Raw genomic sequence first — 19,280 nt, 5'->3', positions numbered from 1 at the left:
GGTTCCAGTGGATCGCCGGCCGGCGCGCGCGGTTCGCGCACCTGCCGCGGGGCGGCGTCAAGCCCGCGAGGATACCACTTCCCCGGCCCGCGGTGCCTTGTTGCGGCGCGGTGTGGAACCCCCACCGAGGTCGGGTTTCCGGGCCGATTCACTGGACGTGTTATTGCGCCGGATTGTGAATCTCGGCGTGGATCCGCTCGATGCCGGCCAGCACCTCATCCGGCAGCCGCACGCCCCAGGCATCGATGTTTTCCTGCAGCTGCGCCAGCGTGGTCGCACCGATGATCGTGCTGTGCGCGAACCAGCGCGAATAGCACCAGGCCAGCGCCAGCGTGGCCGGCGACAGGCCATGCGCGCGTGCCAGCTCGACGTAGCGCGCGCTGGCCGCCAGCGTCTCCGGGCGCAGATAGCGCGGGCTCCAGTCGGCCGGGAAGCGCGTCAGCCGGCCCTGCGCCGAGGCGTCGAAGGTGGGCTGCGCGGTGTTGGCCTTCAGGTATTTGCCGGTCAGCTGGCCGAACGCCAGCGGGCTGTAGACCAGCAGGCTGACGCCGGTGCGGTAGCAGGCTTCGTCCAGGCCCTGCTCGAAGCTGCGATTGACCAGGTTGTAGGGGTTCTGCACCGTGGCGATGCGCGGCAGCCCGTGCAGCTCCGCCTGCTTGACGAATTCGGCGATGCCCCACGGCGTTTCGTTCGACACGCCGACGTAGCGGATCTTGCCGGTGCGCACCAGCTGGGCCATCGCATCGAGCTGCGCGGCGATGCTGGTGCAGGCGCGCTCGCGCGACGGATCGAACTGCTTCTGGCCGAAGATCGGCGCGTTACGGGCGGGCCAGTGGATCTGGTACAGGTCGATGTAGTCGGTCTGCAGGCGCTTCAGCGACTCGTCGACGGCGGCGCGAATGCTGTGCGGCGTCAGGTCGCCGCCGTTGCGGATCCACGGCATGCGCGCCGGGCCGGCGACCTTGGTGGCCAGCACGATGCGGTCGCGCGGCTGGCGCTTGAGCCAGCTGCCGACGATCTGCTCGGTGCGGCCATAGGTCTCGGCGCGCGGCTTGACCGGGTACATCTCCGCGGTATCGATGAAGTTGATGCCGCGCGAGAACGCATAGTCGAGCTGCTGGTGGCCTTCGGCCTCGGTGTTCTGTTCGCCGAAGGTCATCGTGCCGAGGCAGATGCGCGAGACCTGCAAATCGCTCTGGCCTAGTCGGATCGTTTCCATGCGGTATTCCTTTGAATGGGGCGGGACGAAAGGGACGGGCGCATCAGCGGGCCGGCAAGCCCGCGTCAGGCGCGCATCGAGCGGACATCAAGCGCGCAGCGCGGCCGCGCATTCCTTGACCAGCGCCGGGCCGCGGTAGATCAGCCCGGTGTAGAGCTGCACCAGCTGCGCGCCCGCGTCGATCTTGGCGCGCGCTTGCGCGCCGTCGAAGATGCCGCCGACGCCGACGATCGGCAGCGCGTCGCCGACCACCGCGCGCAGCGCGCGCACCACCGCGGTCGACGCATCGAACACCGGGCGGCCCGACAGGCCGCCGGCTTCCTCGGCGTGCGGCAGGCCCTTGACGGCCTCGCGCGAGATCGTCGTGTTGGTGGCGATCACGCCGTCGATGCGATGGCGGACCAGCGCGTCGCCGATATTGCCGATCTGGTCGGCGTCGAGATCGGGCGCGATCTTCAGCGCCAGCGGCACGTAGCGCCGGTGCTGGTCGGCCAGCCGCTGCTGCGCGGTCTTCAGCGCGGACAGCAGGCCGTCGAGCTCGCTCGCGCCCTGCAGCTGGCGCAGGTTCTTGGTATTGGGCGACGAGATGTTGACGGTCACGTAGCTCGCATGCGGATAGACGCGCTCCAGGCAGTACAGATAGTCGTCGACCGCGCGCTCGATCGGCGTGTCGGCGTTCTTGCCGATGTTCAGTCCCAGCACGCCGCCTTCGGCCTTCCAGCGCGACGCGTTGACGTTCGCGACGAAGGCGTCGACGCCGCCGTTGTTGAAGCCCATCCGGTTGATCAGCGCCTCGGCCTTCGGCAGCCGGAACATGCGCGGGCGCGGATTGCCCGGTTGCGGGCGCGGCGTCACCGTGCCGACCTCGATGAAGCCGAAGCCGAACGCGGCCAGGCCGTCGATATAGGCGCCGTCCTTGTCGAGACCGGCAGCGAGTCCGACCGGATTCGGGAAGCGCACGCCCATCACGGTGCGCGGATCGTCGTCGATGCGGTTGCCGAGGCAGCCGGCCAGTCCAAGGCGCTGCGCGCGGCGCAGATTGTCGAGAGTCAGATGGTGAGCGTCCTCGGCGTCCATCGAGAACAGGGCGGGACGAAACAGGGGATAGAGCGCGTTGAGCACGGCGGAAATCGGGGCAGGGAAGGACAGAGAATCGGGGCAGGGAACCGGTACCGGGCGACCTGTCGGAGAGCGGCGGGCAGTACCGGAATGCACCGCGGGCGGATCGCGGCGCGGTCAGGGCGATATTGTAACGGCAGCGGCGCTTGGGACGCCGGCAGTCCGCCAGCGCCAGGCCGGCGCGGGGGCGTGCGCGTTCAGGCGGCGTCGGCCTCGAACGGCCGCCACTGGTTGCCGACCAGCACCTGCAGCGGCTGGAAGCGCGCCTTGTAGGCCATCTTGCGGCTGTTGGCGATCCAGTAGCCGAGATAAAGGTGAGGCAGGCCCAATTCGCGGGTCTGCTCGATCTGCCACAGGATGTTGTAGGTGCCGTAGCTGGTCTTGGGCTGCAGCGGATCGTAGAACGTGTAGACCGACGACAGGCCGTCGTCGAGCACGTCGATCATGCTGACCATCCGCAGCTTGCCCGGCTCGGCGGCGTCTGCCGGATCACGGAATTCGACCAGCCGCGAATTGACGCGGCTCTGCAGCAGGAACTGTTCGTACTGGTCGCGGCTGTCCTGGTCCATGCCACCGCCGGCATGGCGCATCGACTGGTAGCGCAGATACAGCGCGTAGTGTTCCTCGACGTAGGTCAGCGGCGCGACCAGCGCCTGCAGATGGCGGTGGCGCTGCCAGGCGCGGCGCTGGCTGCGGTCCGGCTCGAACTGGTCGACCGCCAGCCGGCACGGCGTGCAGGCATGGCAATCGTCGCAATAGGGGCGATAGGTGAAGACGCCGCTGCGCCGGAAGCCGGCGCGGACCAGGCGGGAATAGACGTCGGCATTGATCAGGTGCGCGGGGGTGGCCACCTGCGAGCGGGCCATGCGGCCTTCGAGATAGCTGCAAGCGTAGGGCGCCGTTGCATAGAACTGCAGCGCGGAAAGGGGCAATTCCTTGAGCTTGCTCATGATCGGGTGCTGCCGTCGGGTGCTGCCGCGGTCGGAGCGCGAGGCGCTAGCGTTCAGCGTCGCGCGCCCGTGTCCACCATTCGAGCACCGTCTTGTCGAACCGCCAGGGCACGATCTGCGGCTGCGCGGTCGCCGTGCGCAGATGCGCGACGAACTCGCTGCGCGGAATCGGCCGCGCGCCCAGCGAGGCGAGGTGCTCGGTTTCCTGCTGGCAGTCTATCATCGTCACCCCGTGGCCGGCGAGGAAGCCGCACAGCGCCGCCAGGGCGATCTTCGACGCGTCCGTGCGGCGCGCGAACATCGACTCGCCGTAGAACATGCGGCCGAGCGCCACGCCGTACAGGCCGCCGACGCGCTCGCCGCGGTACCAGGTCTCGACCGAATGGGCCATGCCGCGCGCGTGCAGCGCGCCATAGGCCTCGACGATCTCCGGCGTGATCCAGGTGCCGTGCTGGCCCGCGCGCGGGGTCTCGGCGCAGGCGCGCATCACCGATGCGAAATCGTCGTCCACGCGGATCTGCCAGTCGTTTTCGCGCAGCACGCGCTTGAGCGTCTTGCGCAGGCTCAACGAGACCCGCAGCGCAGCCGGGTCGAGCACCATGCGCGGATCGGTGCTCCACCACAGCACCGGCTGGCCCTGCGCATACCAGGGAAAGATGCCATGGCGGTAGGCCAGCAGCAGGCGCTGCGGGGTCAGGTCGCGGCTGGCGGCCAGCAGGCCGGGGGCTTCGGAGTCGGGGCCCAGCGCGGCATCGACCGGGGGAAACGGATCGTGCGGGTCGAGCCAGGCGATCATGCGCGGGCGGAGGCGGGGGCGAACCAGCGGTTGAACCGGGAGGGGGCGGCCTTGGTGGGCATGGCGGGCCGTGGCGGCGTGCCCTGCGTTCAGGGCTCCACCGTCGCGCGCGCCGACAGCGGGCGCATCGGCTTGTCGATATCGAGCGTATGCAGCCGGAAGCTGCCGTCGGCGATGCGGCCGGCGGCGCGGTCGGCGAAGAAGCAGCGCAGCGTGTGGATCACCGTGGGGAAGGCCAGCTCGTCCCAGGGCACGTCGGCCTCGTCGACCAGCTTGACCTCGAGGCTTTCCTCGCCCGGCGCGATATCGAGATCTTCCAGCCTGGCCAGATAGAACAGATGGACCTGATGCACGTGCGGCACGTTCAGCATCGAGAACAGCTCGCCGATCTGCACGCGGGCGCCGGCTTCCTCCAGCGTCTCGCGTGCGGCGGCCTGCGCGGTGGTCTCGCCGATCTCCATGAAGCCCGCCGGCAGCGTCCAGAATCCGTAGCGGGGCTCGATCGCGCGCTTGCACAGCAGGATCTTGTCTTCCCAGACCGGAACCGTGCCGACCACATTGCGCGGATTGACGTAATGGATGGCGCCGCATTGATCGCAGAGATGGCGCGGCCGGTTGTCGCCATCGGGAATGCGCAGCACGACCGCATGGCCGCAGTTCGAGCAGAATTTCATGGATTCGGTCCGGGAGGAATGGGCGCAGTTTATCACCGGGCCCGGGGGCGTCAGGGCGATCCCGAACGACGGCGCCGCACAGGCAGCCTAGCCGCGCACCGCGCTGCGGAACGCGGCACCGAGCGCGGCCAGCGCATCCCGCGGCCGGCCGTCCCTGACGCGCGAATGCAGCACGATCGGCAAACGCGGCAACTCGGGCAAACCCAGGCGGGCGCCTACCTCGAGCGCGCCGAACGGAAGCATGCGCGGCGCCAGCGCTGCCACGCCCAGCCCCGCCATCACCGCCGCGGCCACGGCCGCGACGCCGCCGCCGACAAAGATCTCCTGCCAGGGCACGGCTGCCGCATCGAGGCACTGCGCCGCCATCGCGCGCACGCCGCACGGCTCGGCCAGCGTGGCAAGCGGCAGCGGCTCGTCTGCCCGATGCTGCCAGCCCGGTGCGGCGAACCAGCCGAATTTCTCTTCGGCCAGCAATTGCCCGTCGCTGCGACCCGCATGCAGCCGGACGATCACCGTATCGAGTTCGCGGCGGTCGAAGCTCTGCAGCAGTTCGCCCGACGAACCGATGCGGATCTCGATCAGCAACTCCGGATCCTGGGCATTCATGCGGGCGATCAGCGTGGGCAGCTCGGGGCCGGCGACATGGTCGCTGATGCCGATGGTCAGCCGCTGGCGCCCGCCGGCCAGAACAGACAACGCGCGATCGTGCGCTTCCAGCAGTTCGCGGGCGTGTTCCAGAAACGCCGCTCCGCTCGCGGAAAGCTCGACGTAGCGGGGCGTGCGCTCGATCAGCCGGAAGCCCAGCCTGTCTTCCAGCCGTTTCAGTTTCAGGCTGACCGCGGCCTGCGTGGTTTGCATCGCTTCGGCGGCCAGCGTGAAGCTGCCAAGCTCGGCGATGCGGACAAAGGCCTGGACGGCATCGAGATCCAGAGGCCGGCTCTTCATTTCAATCTCTTATCGATGAAATAACTGTCCATAGCATAGCGAAATAAATAGGATGGCAGCACGAAACCACCAGGGAGCCGCCATGCCGCTCGTCCATATCGCGATGCGTGCCGGAAAGCCGGACGCGTATCGCCAGGCCATCTTCGATAGCGTCTATCGCGCACTGCGGGAAACGTTCAATGTGCCCGAAGACGATCAATTCATGACCATCACCGAGCATGAGCCGGCGAACTTTCGCTATGGCGCGTCCTGTCTCGGCGTCGCGCGCAGCGACGACCTGGTCTTCATCCAGATCACGGCCAACAACACGCGCACGTTGGAGCAGAAGAAGGCGCTGTTCCGGCGCACCGCCGACTTGCTCGGCGATCGCCCCGGTATCCGACCGGAGGATGTGTTCGTCAGCCTGGTCGAGGTGGCGAAGGAGAACTGGTCATTGGGCCACGGGCTCGCGCATTACGCCGGAGCCGCTTGCGGCAAGGGCGCCGGCGGTAACGTGCCCGAGGGGGCAGGACCTTGAGGGGGAGGGGCAAGCGAAGGGCGTAAAAAAACCGCCTCGGGGGCGGTGGATTCTTGCGACGCTGTCGCCGGCTTCGATCGGTTGGTTGCGGGGGCAGGATTTGAACCTGCGACCTTCGGGTTATGAGCCCGACGAGCTGCCAGACTGCTCCACCCCGCGTCCGTCGAAGAAGTGATTATATGGCAAACGCTTTCGCAATGCAACAGCAGCTTTGACCGAAGTATCGCGTGCCGCATTTCAAGCGGTCACGGGCGCCGCATTGCCGTTCGGGCGTTCCCACATCGCCGCCTCGAACTCGAAATTCTCGCGTTGCAGCAGATCGTCCCGTTGCCAGATCACGCGGTCGGGCCGCACCGTCAGCATCCAGGTGGTCGTGACCAGCGGCGCCGGCGCGGAGAAGGCCAGCGGCGTCAGCACTGCGGCGCAGTGGCCCTGACCGGGATCGCGCACCGAGCGGTAGCGGATCAGCCCGAGTCCGGCCTCGCGCGCGACACGGGCAAAGGCCTGGCAGCCGTCGTAGTGCACCGGGTCCTGCCATTGCGCGGCGTCGCGTGCGAACGGCGCCTCGTCCAGCGCAACGCCTTCGGTACGCACGCCGACCTGGAACAAGGTCTGCGCGCGCGCATCGATGCGCGGCAGCGCGGGGCTGTCGCGCAGGAAGCGCCAGCGCCAGTAGCCCAGTTCCGCGCAGGCGGTGCGGATCTCGTCCGCGCCATAGAACACGCCGGGATCGTGGGCCGCGCGAAAGCGCGAGCCCCACGGCGACGGCGGATAGCGGAACGGCGTGAACAGCAGATAGTGAAGATGGCGGGCGTAGGAGGGGACTGCCGGCTTGCCGGCATCGAGCACGGCTTCCAGCACAGCCTGCTCTTCGAGGCTGTCGACCAGCGGCATCGTGGAAACCACATGCTGGGCTTCCACCGCCCGCCACAACGTGAGCGCAAACGGCTTGCGCTCAGATGCGACCGCGGGTGGCGTCCAGGTAGTGAACGACACGAACGAGGCCTTCGGTAGTGCGGATCAGTTCGAGCGGCTTGCCGCCCAGCGCGAGGTTGTCATTGGCCAGCCACAGCCGGGCCTGGTCGCCATGTCCGAGGATGGCGTCGAGGGAGCGGAACAGCCGCACGAACAGCACGCCGAACTCCCATTCCTTGCGGTGGTTGTCCAGTACGTAATGGCCGGAAGCCATGCGCGAGACGGAGGCCGTGCTGATGCCGAGCACGCTGGCGACCACGGCCTGGCTGATTCCGAGGAAGCCGGCCGCGCGCATCACGGCCTTGGTCAGGGTCGCCCCGGCATCCGGGGCGCCGGCGGGAAGCTGCTGCCGAAGTTGCTTGGTCTGCATCGCCATGCTCCTGTTTCCTTGGAAACATTATAGGCCACTTGTTTCGCAAGGGAAGCAGGAAAACCACGTTTGCGGGGATTCCTTGCGCACGCCGGTTCGACCGCCGGCGTTCGCAAGCCGTTCCCGGGCTGCCCGGGACAGGCCGAAACGACTTGCCGGCAGGGTCGCCACCGGCGATGAAATAGAGCGCGACCCCGGCCGGGGAAGGCCTCGCACGGCCGGAGCGGCCAGGAATCAGGCGCCGGCGTCCTGCAGCACCGTCTGCAGCGCCTGCAGCGAGGCGTCGAGACTCTGGCCGCTGGTGTCGATGATGGCGTCGGCCCGCGAGTAGAGCGGGGTGCGCGCCTGCAGGATGCGGCGCAGATCGGCCATGGCCTCGCTGTTGCCCTGCATCGGCCGCATATCGCCCTGCGCGACCACGCGCGCCATGTGCTCCTCGGGCGAGGTCTTGACCCAGACCGTGTAGCAGTTGGCCAGCAGCAGATTGAAGGTGGCCGGCTCCGACACCAGGCTGCCCGGCGTCGCCAGCACCAGCCGCTCGTGTTCGCGCAGCACGCGCTCCAGTGCCCGCAGCTCGTAGCGGCGGTAGGCGGCCTGGCCGTACAGCGAATGGATTTCCGACAGCGTCGCGCCGGCCTCCTGTTCGATCGCGCCGTTCAGCTCGACGAATGGCAGCTCGCGCGCGGCGGCCAATGCCCGGCCCAGCGTCGATTTGCCGGCGCCGCGCAGGCCGATCAGCGCGATCCGCTGATGGCGGGCGTCGAACGGCGCCGACGGCGCCAGCGCATTGCGGCAGGCCTCGCGCACGCGCGCCAGATCGGCCGGCGGCAGTTGCGCCAGCCATTGCAGCAGCTGGCCGAACTCGGCGGCGCGCGCGCCGTTGCCGCCATCGGCCTCGGCCAGCACCACCGGCAGCGGCACGTTGAGCGCGGCCGCCACCTGGCGCAGCAGCAGCACGGAGGCATTGCCGGTACCCGTTTCCAGATTGGCGAGATAGCGCTCGGAGACGCCGGCGCCGCGCGCCAGATCCTTGCGCGACATGCCGCGGGCCGCGCGCAGCGAACGGATGCGCTCGCCCAGCTGGGTCAGATACGGATCGCGCTCGCCGGGCTGGCGTGGCTCGGCGTCGGACAAGGGCGCAGTAGCTTCGGTGGCGCGGCGCATCTCGGACATGGGTTCGATGGAAGGGCAGCGACGGGCGCTGGGTGCGGCATTATAGGGCACACGAACCGCAAACTCCGGGTAGACCCCGAGCCTGTTTCACTGCCATATAGTGCATTCCTGAGCTTGCATCTTAGTCGATGTGCAATAAAATGCATCAACAACGACAAGGTGGTGCAGCCAAGCCGCCACACAGCTGCCAGACCAGCGCCACATCAGCGACACATCAGCGCCACATCAGCGCTCCACAACCGCCGCCGGCGCACGCACCAACGGCCGACAAGAGGCCGCCCTCGGGCCGCCCAAGGAGTGAGACATGACGTCCCCGACCGCTTTGCCGGCGCGTTACAACGCCGCCGCCGATCTGCTGTCGCGCAATCTGGATGCCGGCCGGGGCGACAAGCTGGCCTATCGCGACGACACCGCCACGCTGACCTTTGCCGAGCTGGATGCGCGCAGCCGGGGCTTCGCCGGCGCGCTGCTGGCGGCCGGCGTGCGGCCCGAGGAGCGGCTGCTGCTGTGCGCGCTCGACACGATCGATTTTCCGGTAGCGTTTCTGGGCTCCCTGCTGGCCGGGGTGGTACCGGTGGCGGTCAATACGCTGCTGACGGTGGATGACTACGCCTACATGCTGGAGCACAGCGGCGCGCGCGCCGTGGTGGTCTCCGCGCCGCTGTTGCCGGCCTTGCGCGAGGCGGCGCAGCGCGCCGGGGTCGAACCGCTGTGGATCGTCGCGGCGCCGCTGCCCGCCGATGGGCAGCTACCGCTAGGCGAGGAGCCGGCGGCGGCGACCGTGGCGGGCCTGGCGGGTAGCGGTACGCCGCTCGCGCACGCTGCCGCAACGGGGCCCGACCACATGGCGTTCTGGCTCTATTCGTCCGGTTCGACCGGACGGCCGAAGGGAACCGTCCATACCCACGGCAACCTGTTCCATACCGCCGATCTGTATGCCCGCCAGGTGCTGGGCCTGGGCGAGGGCGACGTGGTGTTCTCCGCCGCCAAGCTGTTCTTCGCCTACGGGCTCGGCAACGCCTTGACCTTTCCGCTGTCGGTCGGCGCCACCACGGTGCTGATGGCGGAGCGCCCGACGCCGCAGGCGGTATTCCGCCGCCTGACCGAACAGCGGCCGACGGTGTTCTGCGGCGTGCCGACGCTGTTCGCCGGCATGCTGGCCGCGCCTGACCTGCCGTCGCGCGAGGCGGTCGCGCTGCGCGTCTGCACCTCCGCCGGCGAGGCCTTGCCGCGCGATATCGGCGAACGGTTCCGCGCCCATTTCGGCTGCGACATCCTCGACGGCATCGGCTCGACCGAGATGCTGCATATCTTCCTGTCGAATCGTCCCGGCGACGTGCGCTACGGCACCACAGGGAAGCCCGTGCCCGGCTACGAGCTGAAACTGCTGGACGACGCCGGCCGGCCCTGCGCCGCGGGCGAGATCGGCGATCTGTTTATCAAGGGCCCATCTGCCGCGCTGATGTACTGGGGCAATCGCGACAAGACCCGCGATACTTTCGTCGGCGAATGGACCCGCAGCGGCGACAAGTACCTGTGCGATGCCGACGGCTATTACGTCTATGCCGGGCGCAGCGACGACATGCTGAAGGTCGGCGGCATCTACGTGTCGCCGTTCGAAGTCGAGGCGGCGCTGGCGCGGCATCCGGCGGTACTGGAGGCCGCCGTGATCGGCGTCGAGGATGCCGATCGCCTGGTCAAGCCCAAGGCCTACGTGGTGCTGCGGCCGGGCCATGCCTGGCACGAAGGCATGGAGGCCGAGCTGCAGGCCTTCGTCAAGAGCAGCCTGGCGCCGTACAAGTACCCGCGCCGGATCGAATGCGTGGCCGAGTTGCCCAAGACCGCCACCGGCAAGATCCAGCGCTTCCGCCTGCGGCAGCGCGAGCAACAGGCGCGCGATGCCGCGTCGGACGCGGCGGGCGCGTCGGACACGGCGGGCGCCATCCCTTCGCCATCCACGTCATGAGACAGGGTAAGCCGCGATATCCCCGAGGCCCACGCGTCATTACACTCGGGCGCGAGCCGGTGGCCGGGGCAAGCCAGGCAGGGCCGGCGCCGGGTTCCACTGCATTGACGCCATCCATGGCGGGGTTTATAACGGCGAAAACTTCAAACCTAAAATAATTTGGCGCCGCACCGCCTCGGCAGCCGGCGCCGCCGCACCGTCGAGCGAGCGAACCGCTTGAACCACCAGGAGGAGACATCCATGCATCGCTTCATCTCGCGCCGCCTGGCGCCGACCTGTGTTGCCGCCGCCGCGCTGGCGCTGACGCTGGCGGGCACCGCCGCGGCGCAGCCCGCGCCATCGGCGGCCGCCGGCAAGATCAAGGTCGGCTTCATGCTGCCCTACACCGGCACCTATGCGGCGCTCGGCACGGCGATCGAGAACGGCTTCCGCATGTACGTGCAGGAGCAGGGCGGCCGGCTGGGCGGGCGCGAGGTCGAATTCTTCAAGGTCGACGACGAATCGGATCCGGCCAAGGCGCCGGAGAATGCCAACAAGCTGGTCAAGCGCGACCAGGTCGACGTGGTGATCGGCACCGTGCACTCGGGCGTGCAGATGGGCATCGTCAAGGTGGCCAAGGAAAGCAACACGCTGCTGATCATTCCGAACGCGGGCGCCGACGAGGCTACCGGTCCGCTGTGCGGGCCCAATATCTTCCGCTCGTCGTTCTCGAACTGGCAGCCAGGCTATGCGATGGGGCAGGTGGTGGCCGAACGCGGCATGAAGCGGGTCGTCACGCTGACGTGGAAGTACGCGGCGGGCGAGCAGTCGGTGCGCGGCTTCAAGGAGGCGTTCGAGGCCAAGGGCGGCAAGATCGTCAAGGAACTGAGCCTGCCCTTCCCGAACGTCGAATTCCAGGCGCAGATCACCGAGATCGCCTCGCTCAAGCCCGATGCGGTATTCGTCTTCTTCGCCGGCGGCGGCGCCGTCAAGTTCGTCAAGGACTGGGCCGCGGCGGGCCTGAAGGACAAGATTCCGCTCTATGCATCGGGCTTCCTGACCGACGGCACGCTCGAGGCGCAGGGTACCGCGGCGCAGGGCCTGGAGACCACGCTGCACTACGCCGACGGCCTGCAGAATCCGCGCGACAAGCAGTTCCGGCTCAATTACGCGAAGGCTTACAAGCTGCAGCCCGATGTCTACGCGGTGCAGGGCTACGACGCGGCGCAGATGCTGGCCGCCGGCGCCGCCGCCGTCAAGGGCGACATGAGCCGCAAGGCGGACGTCTACAAGGCCATCGCCGCCGCGCGCATCGACAGCCCGCGCGGCACCTTCACGCTGTCGCGTGCCCATAACCCGGTGCAGGACTTCTATCTGCGCAAGGTCGAGGGCCGCGAGAACAAGGTCGCCGGCATCGCGGTCAAGGCGCTTGCCGATCCCGCGCGCGGCTGCCGCCTGTAACGCGAGGCCGCCAACGCCCATCGCCTGCGCCTTGCGCGCGTCACCGGCCGCGGCATGCCGGCGCTTGCCGGCCGCGGCCTCGTCAACGACCGATCGCCTCGCATGGACTTCGTCTCCTTCCTGATCCAGTGCCTGAACAGCGTGCAGTACGGTCTGCTGCTGTTCCTGGTCGCCAGCGGCCTGACGCTGATCTTCGGCATCATGGGCGTGATCAATCTCGCCCACGGCAGCTTCTACATGCTGGGCGCCTACCTGGCCTTCACGCTGGCGAGCATGACCGGCAGCCTGTTCATCGCGCTGCCGCTGGGCATCGTGCTGGCGGTGGCGTTCGGCTATCTGCTCGAGTGGGTGTTCTTCAGCTATCTGTACGAACGCGATCACCTGCAGCAGGTGCTGATGACCTATGGGCTGATCCTGGTGTTCGAGGAGATGCGCAGCATCCTGGTCGGCGACGACGTGCATGGCGTGCCGGTGCCGCCGCTGCTCGACGGCGCGCTGCCGATCGGCAACGAGATGACCTATCCGGTCTACCGGCTGTTCATCTCGGCGGTGTGCCTGCTGGTGGCCGCGGCGATGTACTACGTGATCCGCCGCACGCGGCTGGGCATGACGATCCGCGCGGGCGCCAGCAATCGCGAGATGGTGCAGTCGCTGGGCGTCAATATCGGCCGGCTGTACCGGCTGGTGTTCGCGCTCGGCGTCGCGCTGGCGGTGCTCGCCGGCATGATCGCCGCGCCCGTGTCGTCGGTCTATCCCGGCATGGGCAGCCAGGTGCTGATCGTCTGTTTCGTCGTGGTGGTGATCGGCGGCATCGGCTCGGTCAAGGGCGCGATGGTCGCCGCGCTGCTGCTCGGCTTCGTCGATACCTTCGGCAAGGTGTTCTGGCAGGAGGCGGCGGGCGTGCTGGTCTACTTGCTGATGGCGATCATTCTGCTCTGGAAACCCCAGGGCCTGTTCAAGGCGGGCTAGCGCGATGGCATCGACACCTCCGACCAACCTCGGCGCCGACATCGGCGCGGCCTTCGACCTGCAGCGGCGCGCCAGCCTGCGCTGGACCACGCTGGCGTGGGCGATCGCCTTCGCGGCGCTGGCCGCGCTGCCGCTGGCGCTCGGCGGCGAGGGCAACAAGTTCTACATCGACCTGCTCAGCAAGGTGATGATCATGGCGATCTTCGCGCTGTCGCTGCAGCTGCTGATCGGCTATACGGGCCTGGTCAGCCTGGGCCATGCCGCGTACTTCGCCACCGCGGCCTATGCGACCGCGATGCTGGCGCCGCAGTCCGAGCCCGGCAATGGCTGGTGGCTGCTGGTGGCGGCGGTCGCCGCGGCTGCGGTGCTGGCGTTGCTGGTCGGCATGCTGGTGCTGCGCACGCGGGGGATCTACTTCATCATGGTCACGCTGGCGTTCGCGCAGATGGTCTATTTCATCTTCCACGACACCAAGATCGCCGGCGGCAGCGACGGCACCTACATCTATTTCCGGCCCGAGTTCGGCGTGTTCGGCGCGCGGCCGCTGGGCATCGACGATCCCGTGCATTTCTACTGGCTGGTGCTGGGCGCGCTGATCTTCACGGTGGCGGCGCTGGCGATGGTGCTGCGTTCGCGCTTCGGCCATGCGCTGATCGGCATCCGCCACAACGAGCAACGCATGCGCGCGGCGGGCTTCGCCACCTACCGCTACCAGCTCGGCGCCTTTGTCGCCGGCGGCGCCTTTGCGGGGCTGGCCGGCTATCTGTATGCGATCCAGTTCGGCTTCGTCAATCCGGAGATCGCGTCGTGGCACCAGTCGGGCAACGCGATGCTGATGGTGATCCTGGGCGGGGTCGGCAGCCTCGCCGGCGCGGTGATCGGTGCGTTCTCGTTCGTGCTGCTGGCCGAATGGTTCAGCACGCTGACCAAGCACTGGCAGCTGCTGATGGGCGGCTTCATCATTGGCGCGGTGGCGCTGCTGCCGGGCGGGCTGGTCGGATTGGCGGCATTGCTGCGCCGCCGGCTCGGTGGTGGCGCGGATCGCCGCGGGGTTGGCATGCGAGGAGAGCGGCGATGAACGCGCGCCATGGCAACGAACCGGTGCTGCGCGCGGCCGGACTGACGCGCCGCTTCGGCGGCCTGACCGCGGTGTCCGGCGTCGATCTGGCGCTGGACCTGCATCAGATCCACGCCGTGATCGGCACCAACGGCGCCGGCAAATCGACGCTGATCAATCTGCTGTCGGGCGAACTTGCGCCGACCGCGGGCCAGCTGTTCCTGCACGGCGCCGACGTCACCGGCTGGCCGCAGCCGCGGCTGGCCTGCGCCGGCGTCGGACGCAGCTATCAGCGCAACAACGTGTTCGCACCGCTGAGCGTGCGCGAGAACTGCCGGCTGGCGGCGCAGTCGCGCGCGCAGCGTGCCTGGCGCCTGTGGGAAAGCGCGCAATCGTGCCGCACCGCGCGCGCGCTTGGCGACGAGGCGATGGAAAGGGCCGGTCTGGCGGACTGCGCGGCGCTGCCGGCGATGGCGCTGTCGCACGGGCAGAAGCGCCAACTGGAGGTGGCGATGTGCCTGGCCACACAGCCGGTCGCGCTGCTGCTCGACGAGCCGCTGGCCGGCATGGGCGCCGAGGAATCGGCGCGGATGCTGTCGCTGCTGCGCGATCTGCGCGAGGGCCATGCGATCCTGCTGGTCGAGCACGACATGGATGCGGTGTTCGCGGTGGCAGACCGCATCACCGTGATGGTCAACGGCGTGGTGATCGCCTCGGGCGAGCCGGCCGCGATTCGCGCGAACCGAGAGGTGCAACAAGCCTACCTGGGCGACGACGAAGGCGCGGGCGAGCTTGCCGATGTCGCGGCCGACGCCGATTCCCATCCCCATGGCGCAGGCGCGGGCGCCGGCGCGGCCGCCGGCACGCGCAAGGAGTGCGCAGCGTGAAGCCGATGATCGAAGCCACCGGCGTGCAGGCCTGGTATGGCACCAGCCATGTGCTGCGCGGTGTCGACTTCCGCGTCGACGCCGGCGAAACCGTCGGCCTGCTGGGGCGCAACGGCATGGGCAAGAGCACGCTGCTGCGGACCTTGCTGGGCCACGTCACGCAGCGCGCCGGCACCATCGTCGTCGCCGGCCGCGACGTCTCGCGCGCGCGGCCCTACGATGTCGCGCGCCTCGGCGTCGCTTACGTGCCGGAGGGCCGCGGCATCTTTCCGAACCTGTCGGTGCGCGAGAATCTGCTGATGGCCGCGCGCAAGGGCTGCAACGGGCGTAACGACTGGGACGAGGCGAGGGTGCTCGACTTGTTCCCGCGTCTGAAGGAGCGGCTCGACCATGGCGGCCAGCAGCTTTCGGGCGGCGAGCAGCAGATGCTGTCGATCGGCCGCGCGCTGATGACCAATCCCGACTGCCTGATCCTCGACGAGGCGACCGAAGGACTGGCACCGAAGATCGTCCGCGAGATCTGGGACGTGATCGCCGCGGTGCGGGCCACCGGCATTTCGACCGTGGTGGTCGACCGCAACTATCGCGCGGTGCTGGCGCAGGCCGACCGCGTGGTGGTGCTCGAGAAGGGACTGGTCGCGGCAAGTGGCGCGGCGGCCGAACTGGCGGCCACGCCGGGCCTGCTCGAGCGGTATCTCGGCGTCTGAGCGCCTCGAAGTTCGGCCGCATTCGGTGCCTCGATCCAGCGCGGTGATATCGGCGAACTCGTAGAAGACATAGCAGACATGGAACGGCGCGAATACCGCTTGTCGCGCCGTTTTTCTATGGCGGGCGCGCCACACCCAAGGGTTGACCGAGCGCTGCTTCGCTCGCATCCTTGCGTTCCTGGGGAGGGCGATCGCCGGCCAGCGACGTTGTCGCGCTCGAACCGCAGCGCGTGCCGAAACGGCTCCGGAAGGGCCTCGGAACGGTCCCAAAAAGATTCCTGATGACGCTGCCGGCCCGTTTCCACTAGAATGGCGCCCGATTGTGCATTGCAAAAAAATTCTCGAACGATGCGGCCGGCCGCGGCATGACGGGCCTCCCGCTGCGAATCCATGACACAACCCACCACGAGCCATTACTTCGTCGAGACGCCCAGCATGCGCATGCTGGTACTCGCGGCGATCGGTGTCGTCTTCGGCGATATCGGCACCAGTCCCCTGTATGCCCTGAAGGAGTGCTTCAGCGCCGAGCATGGCATTCCGTTCAGTCCCGAAGCCGTGATGGGCGTGATCTCGCTGCTGTTCTGGGCAATGATCCTGGTGGTGTCGATCAAGTACGTGGTGTTCGTGATGCGCGCGGACAACGACGGCGAGGGCGGCGTGCTGGCGCTGATGGCGCTGGCGCTGCGCAGCGCCGCACCGCGCTCGCGGCGGGCCAAGCTGCTGATGATGCTGGGCATCTTCGGCGCCTGCATGTTCTACGGCGATGCGGTGATCACGCCGGCCATCTCGGTGCTGTCGGCGGTCGAGGGCATCGAGATCGCGACGCCGGCACTGTCGCACTACGTGATCCCGATCACCCTGGCGATCCTGCTGGTGCTGTTCCTGCTGCAGCGGCGCGGTACCTCCTCGGTGGGCAAGCTGTTCGGGCCGATCATGGTGGCGTGGTTCCTGTCGCTCGGCGCGCTGGGCATCTATCACCTGATCGAGTCGCCGGCCATTCTCGCCGCGATCAATCCGCTGTACGGGGTGCGCTTCCTGCTCGAGCATTCGCTGCAGGCCTTCATCGTGCTCGGCGCGGTGTTCCTGGTGCTGACCGGCGCCGAGGCGCTGTATATCGACATGGGCCATTTCGGTCCCGCGCCGATCCGCCGTGGTTGGTTCGCGATCGTGATGCCCTGCCTGATGCTGAACTACTTCGGCCAGGGCGCGATGCTGCTGGGTGACCCCAGCGCGGTGCGCAATCCGTTCTACCTGATGGTGCCCGAGCTGCTGCTGATCCCGATGGTGCTGCTGGCCACCTGCGCCGCGGTGATCGCGTCGCAGGCGGTGATTTCGGGCGCGTTCTCGCTGACCAGCCAGGCGATCCAGCTCGGCTTCATCCCGCGCATGCGGATCCGCTACACCTCGGAAGCCGAGATCGGCCAGATCTATCTGCCGGTGATCAACTGGGTGTTGCTGGTGGCCGTGGTGCTGGTGGTGCTGGCCTTCAAGAAGTCGGAGAACCTGGCCGCTGCCTACGGCATCGCGGTAACCACCACGATGGTGATCACCACGCTGCTGTCGATCGTCGTGATGCGCCACGTGTGGAAATGGCCGCCGGCGGTGGTCGCCGCCGCGGGCGCGGCCTTCCTGGTGATCGACCTGTCGTTTTTCTCGGCCAACCTGCTCAAGATTGCCGAGGGCGGCTGGTTCCCGCTGCTGCTGGGCAGCGCCGCCTTCTTCCTGCTGATGACCTGGTACGGCGGCCGCAAGCTGCTGCGCGCGCGCAGCCTGGAGGAGGGCATTCCGCTGGAGCCCTTCATGGCCGGGCTGCTGGCCCATCCGCCGCACCGCGTCGAGGGCACCGCGGTCTTCCTGACCGGCAACACCGAATTCGTGCCGGTGTCGCTGCTGCACAACCTGAAGCACAACCGCGTGCTGCATGAGCGCGTGGTGTTCCTGAGCTTCGTCACGCGCGACATTCCGTATGTCGACGACGATCACCGGCTCAGCTGCAAGGACCTGGGCGGCGGCGTCTTTATCCTGAAGTCCGAATACGGCTTCAAGGAAACCCCCGACGTGCACAAGGTGCTCGATCTGTCCAAGCGCAAGCTGAACATGGAGTTCGAACTGATGGAGACCTCGTTCTTCATCGCCCGGGAATCCGTGATCCCGTCGCGCCTGCCCGGCATGCCGATGTGGCGCGAGACGCTGTTCGCGTGGATGCATCAGAACGGCGCCAAGCCGTCGGATTTCTTCCGCATCCCGGCCAATCGGGTGGTGGAGCTGGGGACCAAGGTCGAGATCTGAGCGCGGCGGCGGCGCGCCTGCGGGCGCGCCCGTCGCATCACCAGGAAGCCTGCATGCGGCACCGCCGTTTGCAGGCTTTTTTGTTGCCCCTTGCCCTACTGACGAGGGGAGTGACGTGCCGTAGTGTCAACTTTCGTAGGGCGGCACCGTAAACTCCTCGGGGACGTCCGCCCGAGCCGCACGCAGGCCCCAGAACACGCTGTACCAGTGGGAGGGGTATCAGCCCCAGGTCTACAACTACTTCAAGGGCGAGCCGAAGCAGGAGCAGGTGATCGTGCTCGAGCGCGATCTCGAGAAGATCAAGTCCGCCGGCAAGCTGCCGCCGCCCGGCTACCACGCCCATCTGGGGCTGCTGTACGCCGATCTTGGCAAGGACGACGAAATGGTGCGCGAGTTCCAGACCGAGAAGGCGCTGTTCCCGGAGTCGGGCACCTATGTCGACTTCCTGCTGCGCAATATCAAGCGTCCGGAGAAGAAGGCCGACGCCGGCGGCAACAAGGTGGAGGTCAAGTAAATGAAGACGCTGTTTTCCCGCACGCCGTTTTCTCGCACGCTGCTCTCGCGGCTGCTTCCGCTGGTGGCCGTCGCCGCGCTCGCCACCGGCTGTGCCGCGCCGAAGCAGATCGACTACGCCGCGTTCAAGCAGGCGCGTCCGCGCACCATCCTCGTGCTGCCGCCGCAGAACGAATCGCCCGAAGTGCAGGCGACCTATAGCGTGCTGTCGCAGGCCACGTATCCGCTGGCCGAGGCCGGCTACTACGTGCTGCCGGTGACCCTGGTCGACGAAACGTTCAAGCAGAACGGCATCACTCAGCCAGGCGAAATGCACGCGGTGGCGCCGGCCAGGCTCAAGGAGATCTTCGGTGCGGACGCCGCGCTGTACATCGACATCACCAGCTACGGCACCAAGTACTACGTGATCGACAGCGCCACCGTGGTGACGGCGAAGGCCAAGCTGGTCGACCTGAAGACCGGCACGCAGCTGTGGACGGGCTCCGCTTCGGCGTCGAGCAACGAGGGCGGCAACAGCTCGGGCGGCGGCCTGGTCGGCATGCTGATCGCGGCGGCGGTCAAGCAGATCATCAACAGCGCCACCGATGCTGGCCACACCGTGGCGGGCGTCACGACCAGCCGCCTGCTGACGGCCGGCCAGCCCGGCGGCATCCTGTACGGCCCGCGCTCGCCGAAGTACAACGCGGACTGATCCGGCGGGGGCATCCATGCGGG

The 19,280-nt window shown here is 68.0% G+C and carries 18 protein-coding genes, 1 tRNA gene and 1 pseudogene; 10 read left to right on the top strand and 10 right to left on the bottom strand.

The window, feature by feature from the left end:
- Positions 1 to 160: 160 nt before the first annotated feature.
- From LRR16_RS10045 to LRR16_RS10020, 6 genes are all read right to left on the bottom strand, one after another.
- Positions 161 to 1,219, bottom strand: a complete 1,059-nt coding sequence (locus tag LRR16_RS10045) for an aldo/keto reductase (protein ID WP_232205753.1) — start codon at positions 1,217 to 1,219, stop codon at positions 161 to 163.
- Between the two features lie 87 nt (positions 1,220 to 1,306).
- The gene (locus LRR16_RS10040) at positions 1,307 to 2,341 is read right to left on the bottom strand and encodes a quinone-dependent dihydroorotate dehydrogenase (RefSeq protein WP_023264172.1); all 1,035 of its coding nucleotides are present in this window, start codon (positions 2,339 to 2,341) and stop codon (positions 1,307 to 1,309) included.
- Between the two features lie 194 nt (positions 2,342 to 2,535).
- Complete coding sequence (locus LRR16_RS10035; protein WP_006577461.1) at positions 2,536 to 3,288, bottom strand: arginyltransferase; 753 nt, start codon at positions 3,286 to 3,288, stop codon at positions 2,536 to 2,538.
- Between the two features lie 46 nt (positions 3,289 to 3,334).
- Entirely contained in the window at positions 3,335 to 4,084 is a 750-nt protein-coding gene (gene aat / locus LRR16_RS10030; RefSeq protein WP_064573309.1) for a leucyl/phenylalanyl-tRNA--protein transferase, read from the bottom strand.
- Positions 4,085 to 4,173: 89 nt separating this feature from the next.
- On the bottom strand, positions 4,174 to 4,758 hold the full coding sequence (locus LRR16_RS10025; RefSeq protein ID WP_232205752.1) for an NUDIX hydrolase: 585 nt from the start codon (positions 4,756 to 4,758) through the stop codon (positions 4,174 to 4,176).
- Between the two features lie 87 nt (positions 4,759 to 4,845).
- On the bottom strand, positions 4,846 to 5,703 hold the full coding sequence (locus LRR16_RS10020; protein ID WP_232205751.1) for a LysR family transcriptional regulator: 858 nt from the start codon (positions 5,701 to 5,703) through the stop codon (positions 4,846 to 4,848).
- Between the two features lie 82 nt (positions 5,704 to 5,785).
- On the opposite strand from LRR16_RS10020, the gene LRR16_RS10015 reads away from it, so the two are divergent.
- Entirely contained in the window at positions 5,786 to 6,220 is a 435-nt protein-coding gene (locus LRR16_RS10015) for a tautomerase family protein (protein WP_232205750.1), read from the top strand.
- Positions 6,221 to 6,302: 82 nt separating this feature from the next.
- Here the strand turns inward: LRR16_RS10015 and LRR16_RS10010 are convergent.
- From LRR16_RS10010 to LRR16_RS09995, 4 genes are all read right to left on the bottom strand, one after another.
- Positions 6,303 to 6,379, bottom strand: a tRNA-Met gene (locus tag LRR16_RS10010).
- Positions 6,380 to 6,457: 78 nt separating this feature from the next.
- The gene (locus LRR16_RS10005; protein ID WP_023264174.1) at positions 6,458 to 7,216 is read right to left on the bottom strand and encodes an RES family NAD+ phosphorylase; all 759 of its coding nucleotides are present in this window, start codon (positions 7,214 to 7,216) and stop codon (positions 6,458 to 6,460) included.
- A complete protein-coding gene (locus tag LRR16_RS10000) occupies positions 7,176 to 7,571 on the bottom strand; it encodes an antitoxin Xre/MbcA/ParS toxin-binding domain-containing protein (protein ID WP_370639503.1) in 396 nt (131 codons plus the stop codon). Before LRR16_RS10000 ends, LRR16_RS10005 begins: the two co-directional genes overlap by 41 nt.
- A gap of 228 nt (positions 7,572 to 7,799) precedes the next feature.
- The gene (locus LRR16_RS09995) at positions 7,800 to 8,729 is read right to left on the bottom strand and encodes a helix-turn-helix transcriptional regulator (RefSeq protein ID WP_043439160.1); all 930 of its coding nucleotides are present in this window, start codon (positions 8,727 to 8,729) and stop codon (positions 7,800 to 7,802) included.
- Between the two features lie 313 nt (positions 8,730 to 9,042).
- On the opposite strand from LRR16_RS09995, the gene LRR16_RS09990 reads away from it, so the two are divergent.
- The 9 genes and pseudogenes from LRR16_RS09990 (at position 9,043) to LRR16_RS09950 (ending at position 19,257) form a co-directional block, all read left to right on the top strand.
- The gene (locus LRR16_RS09990; protein ID WP_232205749.1) at positions 9,043 to 10,704 is read left to right on the top strand and encodes a benzoate-CoA ligase family protein; all 1,662 of its coding nucleotides are present in this window, start codon (positions 9,043 to 9,045) and stop codon (positions 10,702 to 10,704) included.
- A gap of 240 nt (positions 10,705 to 10,944) precedes the next feature.
- Positions 10,945 to 12,144: an ABC transporter substrate-binding protein gene (locus LRR16_RS09985; protein WP_064573313.1), complete on the top strand. Its 1,200-nt coding sequence runs from the start codon at positions 10,945 to 10,947 to the stop codon at positions 12,142 to 12,144.
- A gap of 102 nt (positions 12,145 to 12,246) precedes the next feature.
- Positions 12,247 to 13,113 (top strand): branched-chain amino acid ABC transporter permease, encoded by an 867-nt coding sequence (locus LRR16_RS09980; RefSeq protein ID WP_064573315.1) that lies wholly within the window; start codon positions 12,247 to 12,249, stop codon positions 13,111 to 13,113.
- A 4-nt stretch (positions 13,114 to 13,117) separates the two neighbouring features.
- Positions 13,118 to 14,191: a branched-chain amino acid ABC transporter permease gene (locus LRR16_RS09975; RefSeq protein WP_006575834.1), complete on the top strand. Its 1,074-nt coding sequence runs from the start codon at positions 13,118 to 13,120 to the stop codon at positions 14,189 to 14,191.
- On the top strand, positions 14,188 to 15,057 hold the full coding sequence (locus LRR16_RS09970; RefSeq protein WP_232205748.1) for an ABC transporter ATP-binding protein: 870 nt from the start codon (positions 14,188 to 14,190) through the stop codon (positions 15,055 to 15,057). Before LRR16_RS09975 ends, LRR16_RS09970 begins: the two co-directional genes overlap by 4 nt.
- Positions 15,058 to 15,062: 5 nt before the next feature.
- Positions 15,063 to 15,764, top strand: coding sequence for an ABC transporter ATP-binding protein (locus LRR16_RS09965; RefSeq protein WP_043437435.1), 702 nt, complete (start codon positions 15,063 to 15,065; stop codon positions 15,762 to 15,764).
- A gap of 390 nt (positions 15,765 to 16,154) precedes the next feature.
- Positions 16,155 to 18,053: a potassium transporter Kup gene (locus LRR16_RS09960; RefSeq protein ID WP_064573317.1), complete on the top strand. Its 1,899-nt coding sequence runs from the start codon at positions 16,155 to 16,157 to the stop codon at positions 18,051 to 18,053.
- Between the two features lie 193 nt (positions 18,054 to 18,246).
- Positions 18,247 to 18,567 (top strand): annotated as a pseudogene (locus LRR16_RS09955) (DUF4810 domain-containing protein); the annotation flags it as partial.
- Positions 18,568 to 19,257 (top strand): DUF799 domain-containing protein, encoded by a 690-nt coding sequence (locus LRR16_RS09950; RefSeq protein WP_232205747.1) that lies wholly within the window; start codon positions 18,568 to 18,570, stop codon positions 19,255 to 19,257.
- The last annotated feature ends 23 nt before the right edge of the window (positions 19,258 to 19,280 follow it).

The sequence above is a fragment of the Cupriavidus sp. UGS-1 genome, from assembly GCF_021213615.1.
Taxonomy (GTDB): Bacteria; Pseudomonadota; Gammaproteobacteria; order Burkholderiales; family Burkholderiaceae; genus Cupriavidus.
The sequence above is the reverse complement of the archived record's forward strand: the minus strand, read 5'-3'. Positions and strand labels throughout refer to the sequence as shown.

Bases quoted from the DNA above. Each gene is read 5' to 3' on its own strand.
- LRR16_RS10045 (WP_232205753.1), bottom strand. From the start codon at position 1,219: ATGGAAACGATCCGACTAGGCCAGAGCGATTTGCAGGTCTCGCGCATC.
- LRR16_RS10035 (WP_006577461.1), bottom strand. From the start codon at position 3,288: ATGAGCAAGCTCAAGGAATTGCCCCTTTCCGCGCTGCAGTTCTATGCA.
- aat (WP_064573309.1), bottom strand. From the start codon at position 4,084: ATGATCGCCTGGCTCGACCCGCACGATCCGTTTCCCCCGGTCGATGCC.
- LRR16_RS10025 (WP_232205752.1), bottom strand. From the start codon at position 4,758: ATGAAATTCTGCTCGAACTGCGGCCATGCGGTCGTGCTGCGCATTCCC.
- LRR16_RS10020 (WP_232205751.1), bottom strand. From the start codon at position 5,703: ATGAAGAGCCGGCCTCTGGATCTCGATGCCGTCCAGGCCTTTGTCCGC.
- LRR16_RS10015 (WP_232205750.1), top strand. From the start codon at position 5,786: ATGCCGCTCGTCCATATCGCGATGCGTGCCGGAAAGCCGGACGCGTAT.
- LRR16_RS10000 (WP_370639503.1), bottom strand. From the start codon at position 7,571: ATGGCGATGCAGACCAAGCAACTTCGGCAGCAGCTTCCCGCCGGCGCC.
- LRR16_RS09995 (WP_043439160.1), bottom strand. From the start codon at position 8,729: ATGCGCCGCGCCACCGAAGCTACTGCGCCCTTGTCCGACGCCGAGCCA.
- LRR16_RS09990 (WP_232205749.1), top strand. From the start codon at position 9,043: ATGACGTCCCCGACCGCTTTGCCGGCGCGTTACAACGCCGCCGCCGAT.
- LRR16_RS09985 (WP_064573313.1), top strand. From the start codon at position 10,945: ATGCATCGCTTCATCTCGCGCCGCCTGGCGCCGACCTGTGTTGCCGCC.
- LRR16_RS09980 (WP_064573315.1), top strand. From the start codon at position 12,247: ATGGACTTCGTCTCCTTCCTGATCCAGTGCCTGAACAGCGTGCAGTAC.
- LRR16_RS09975 (WP_006575834.1), top strand. From the start codon at position 13,118: ATGGCATCGACACCTCCGACCAACCTCGGCGCCGACATCGGCGCGGCC.
- LRR16_RS09970 (WP_232205748.1), top strand. From the start codon at position 14,188: ATGAACGCGCGCCATGGCAACGAACCGGTGCTGCGCGCGGCCGGACTG.
- LRR16_RS09965 (WP_043437435.1), top strand. From the start codon at position 15,063: ATGATCGAAGCCACCGGCGTGCAGGCCTGGTATGGCACCAGCCATGTG.
- LRR16_RS09960 (WP_064573317.1), top strand. From the start codon at position 16,155: ATGACACAACCCACCACGAGCCATTACTTCGTCGAGACGCCCAGCATG.
- LRR16_RS09950 (WP_232205747.1), top strand. From the start codon at position 18,568: ATGAAGACGCTGTTTTCCCGCACGCCGTTTTCTCGCACGCTGCTCTCG.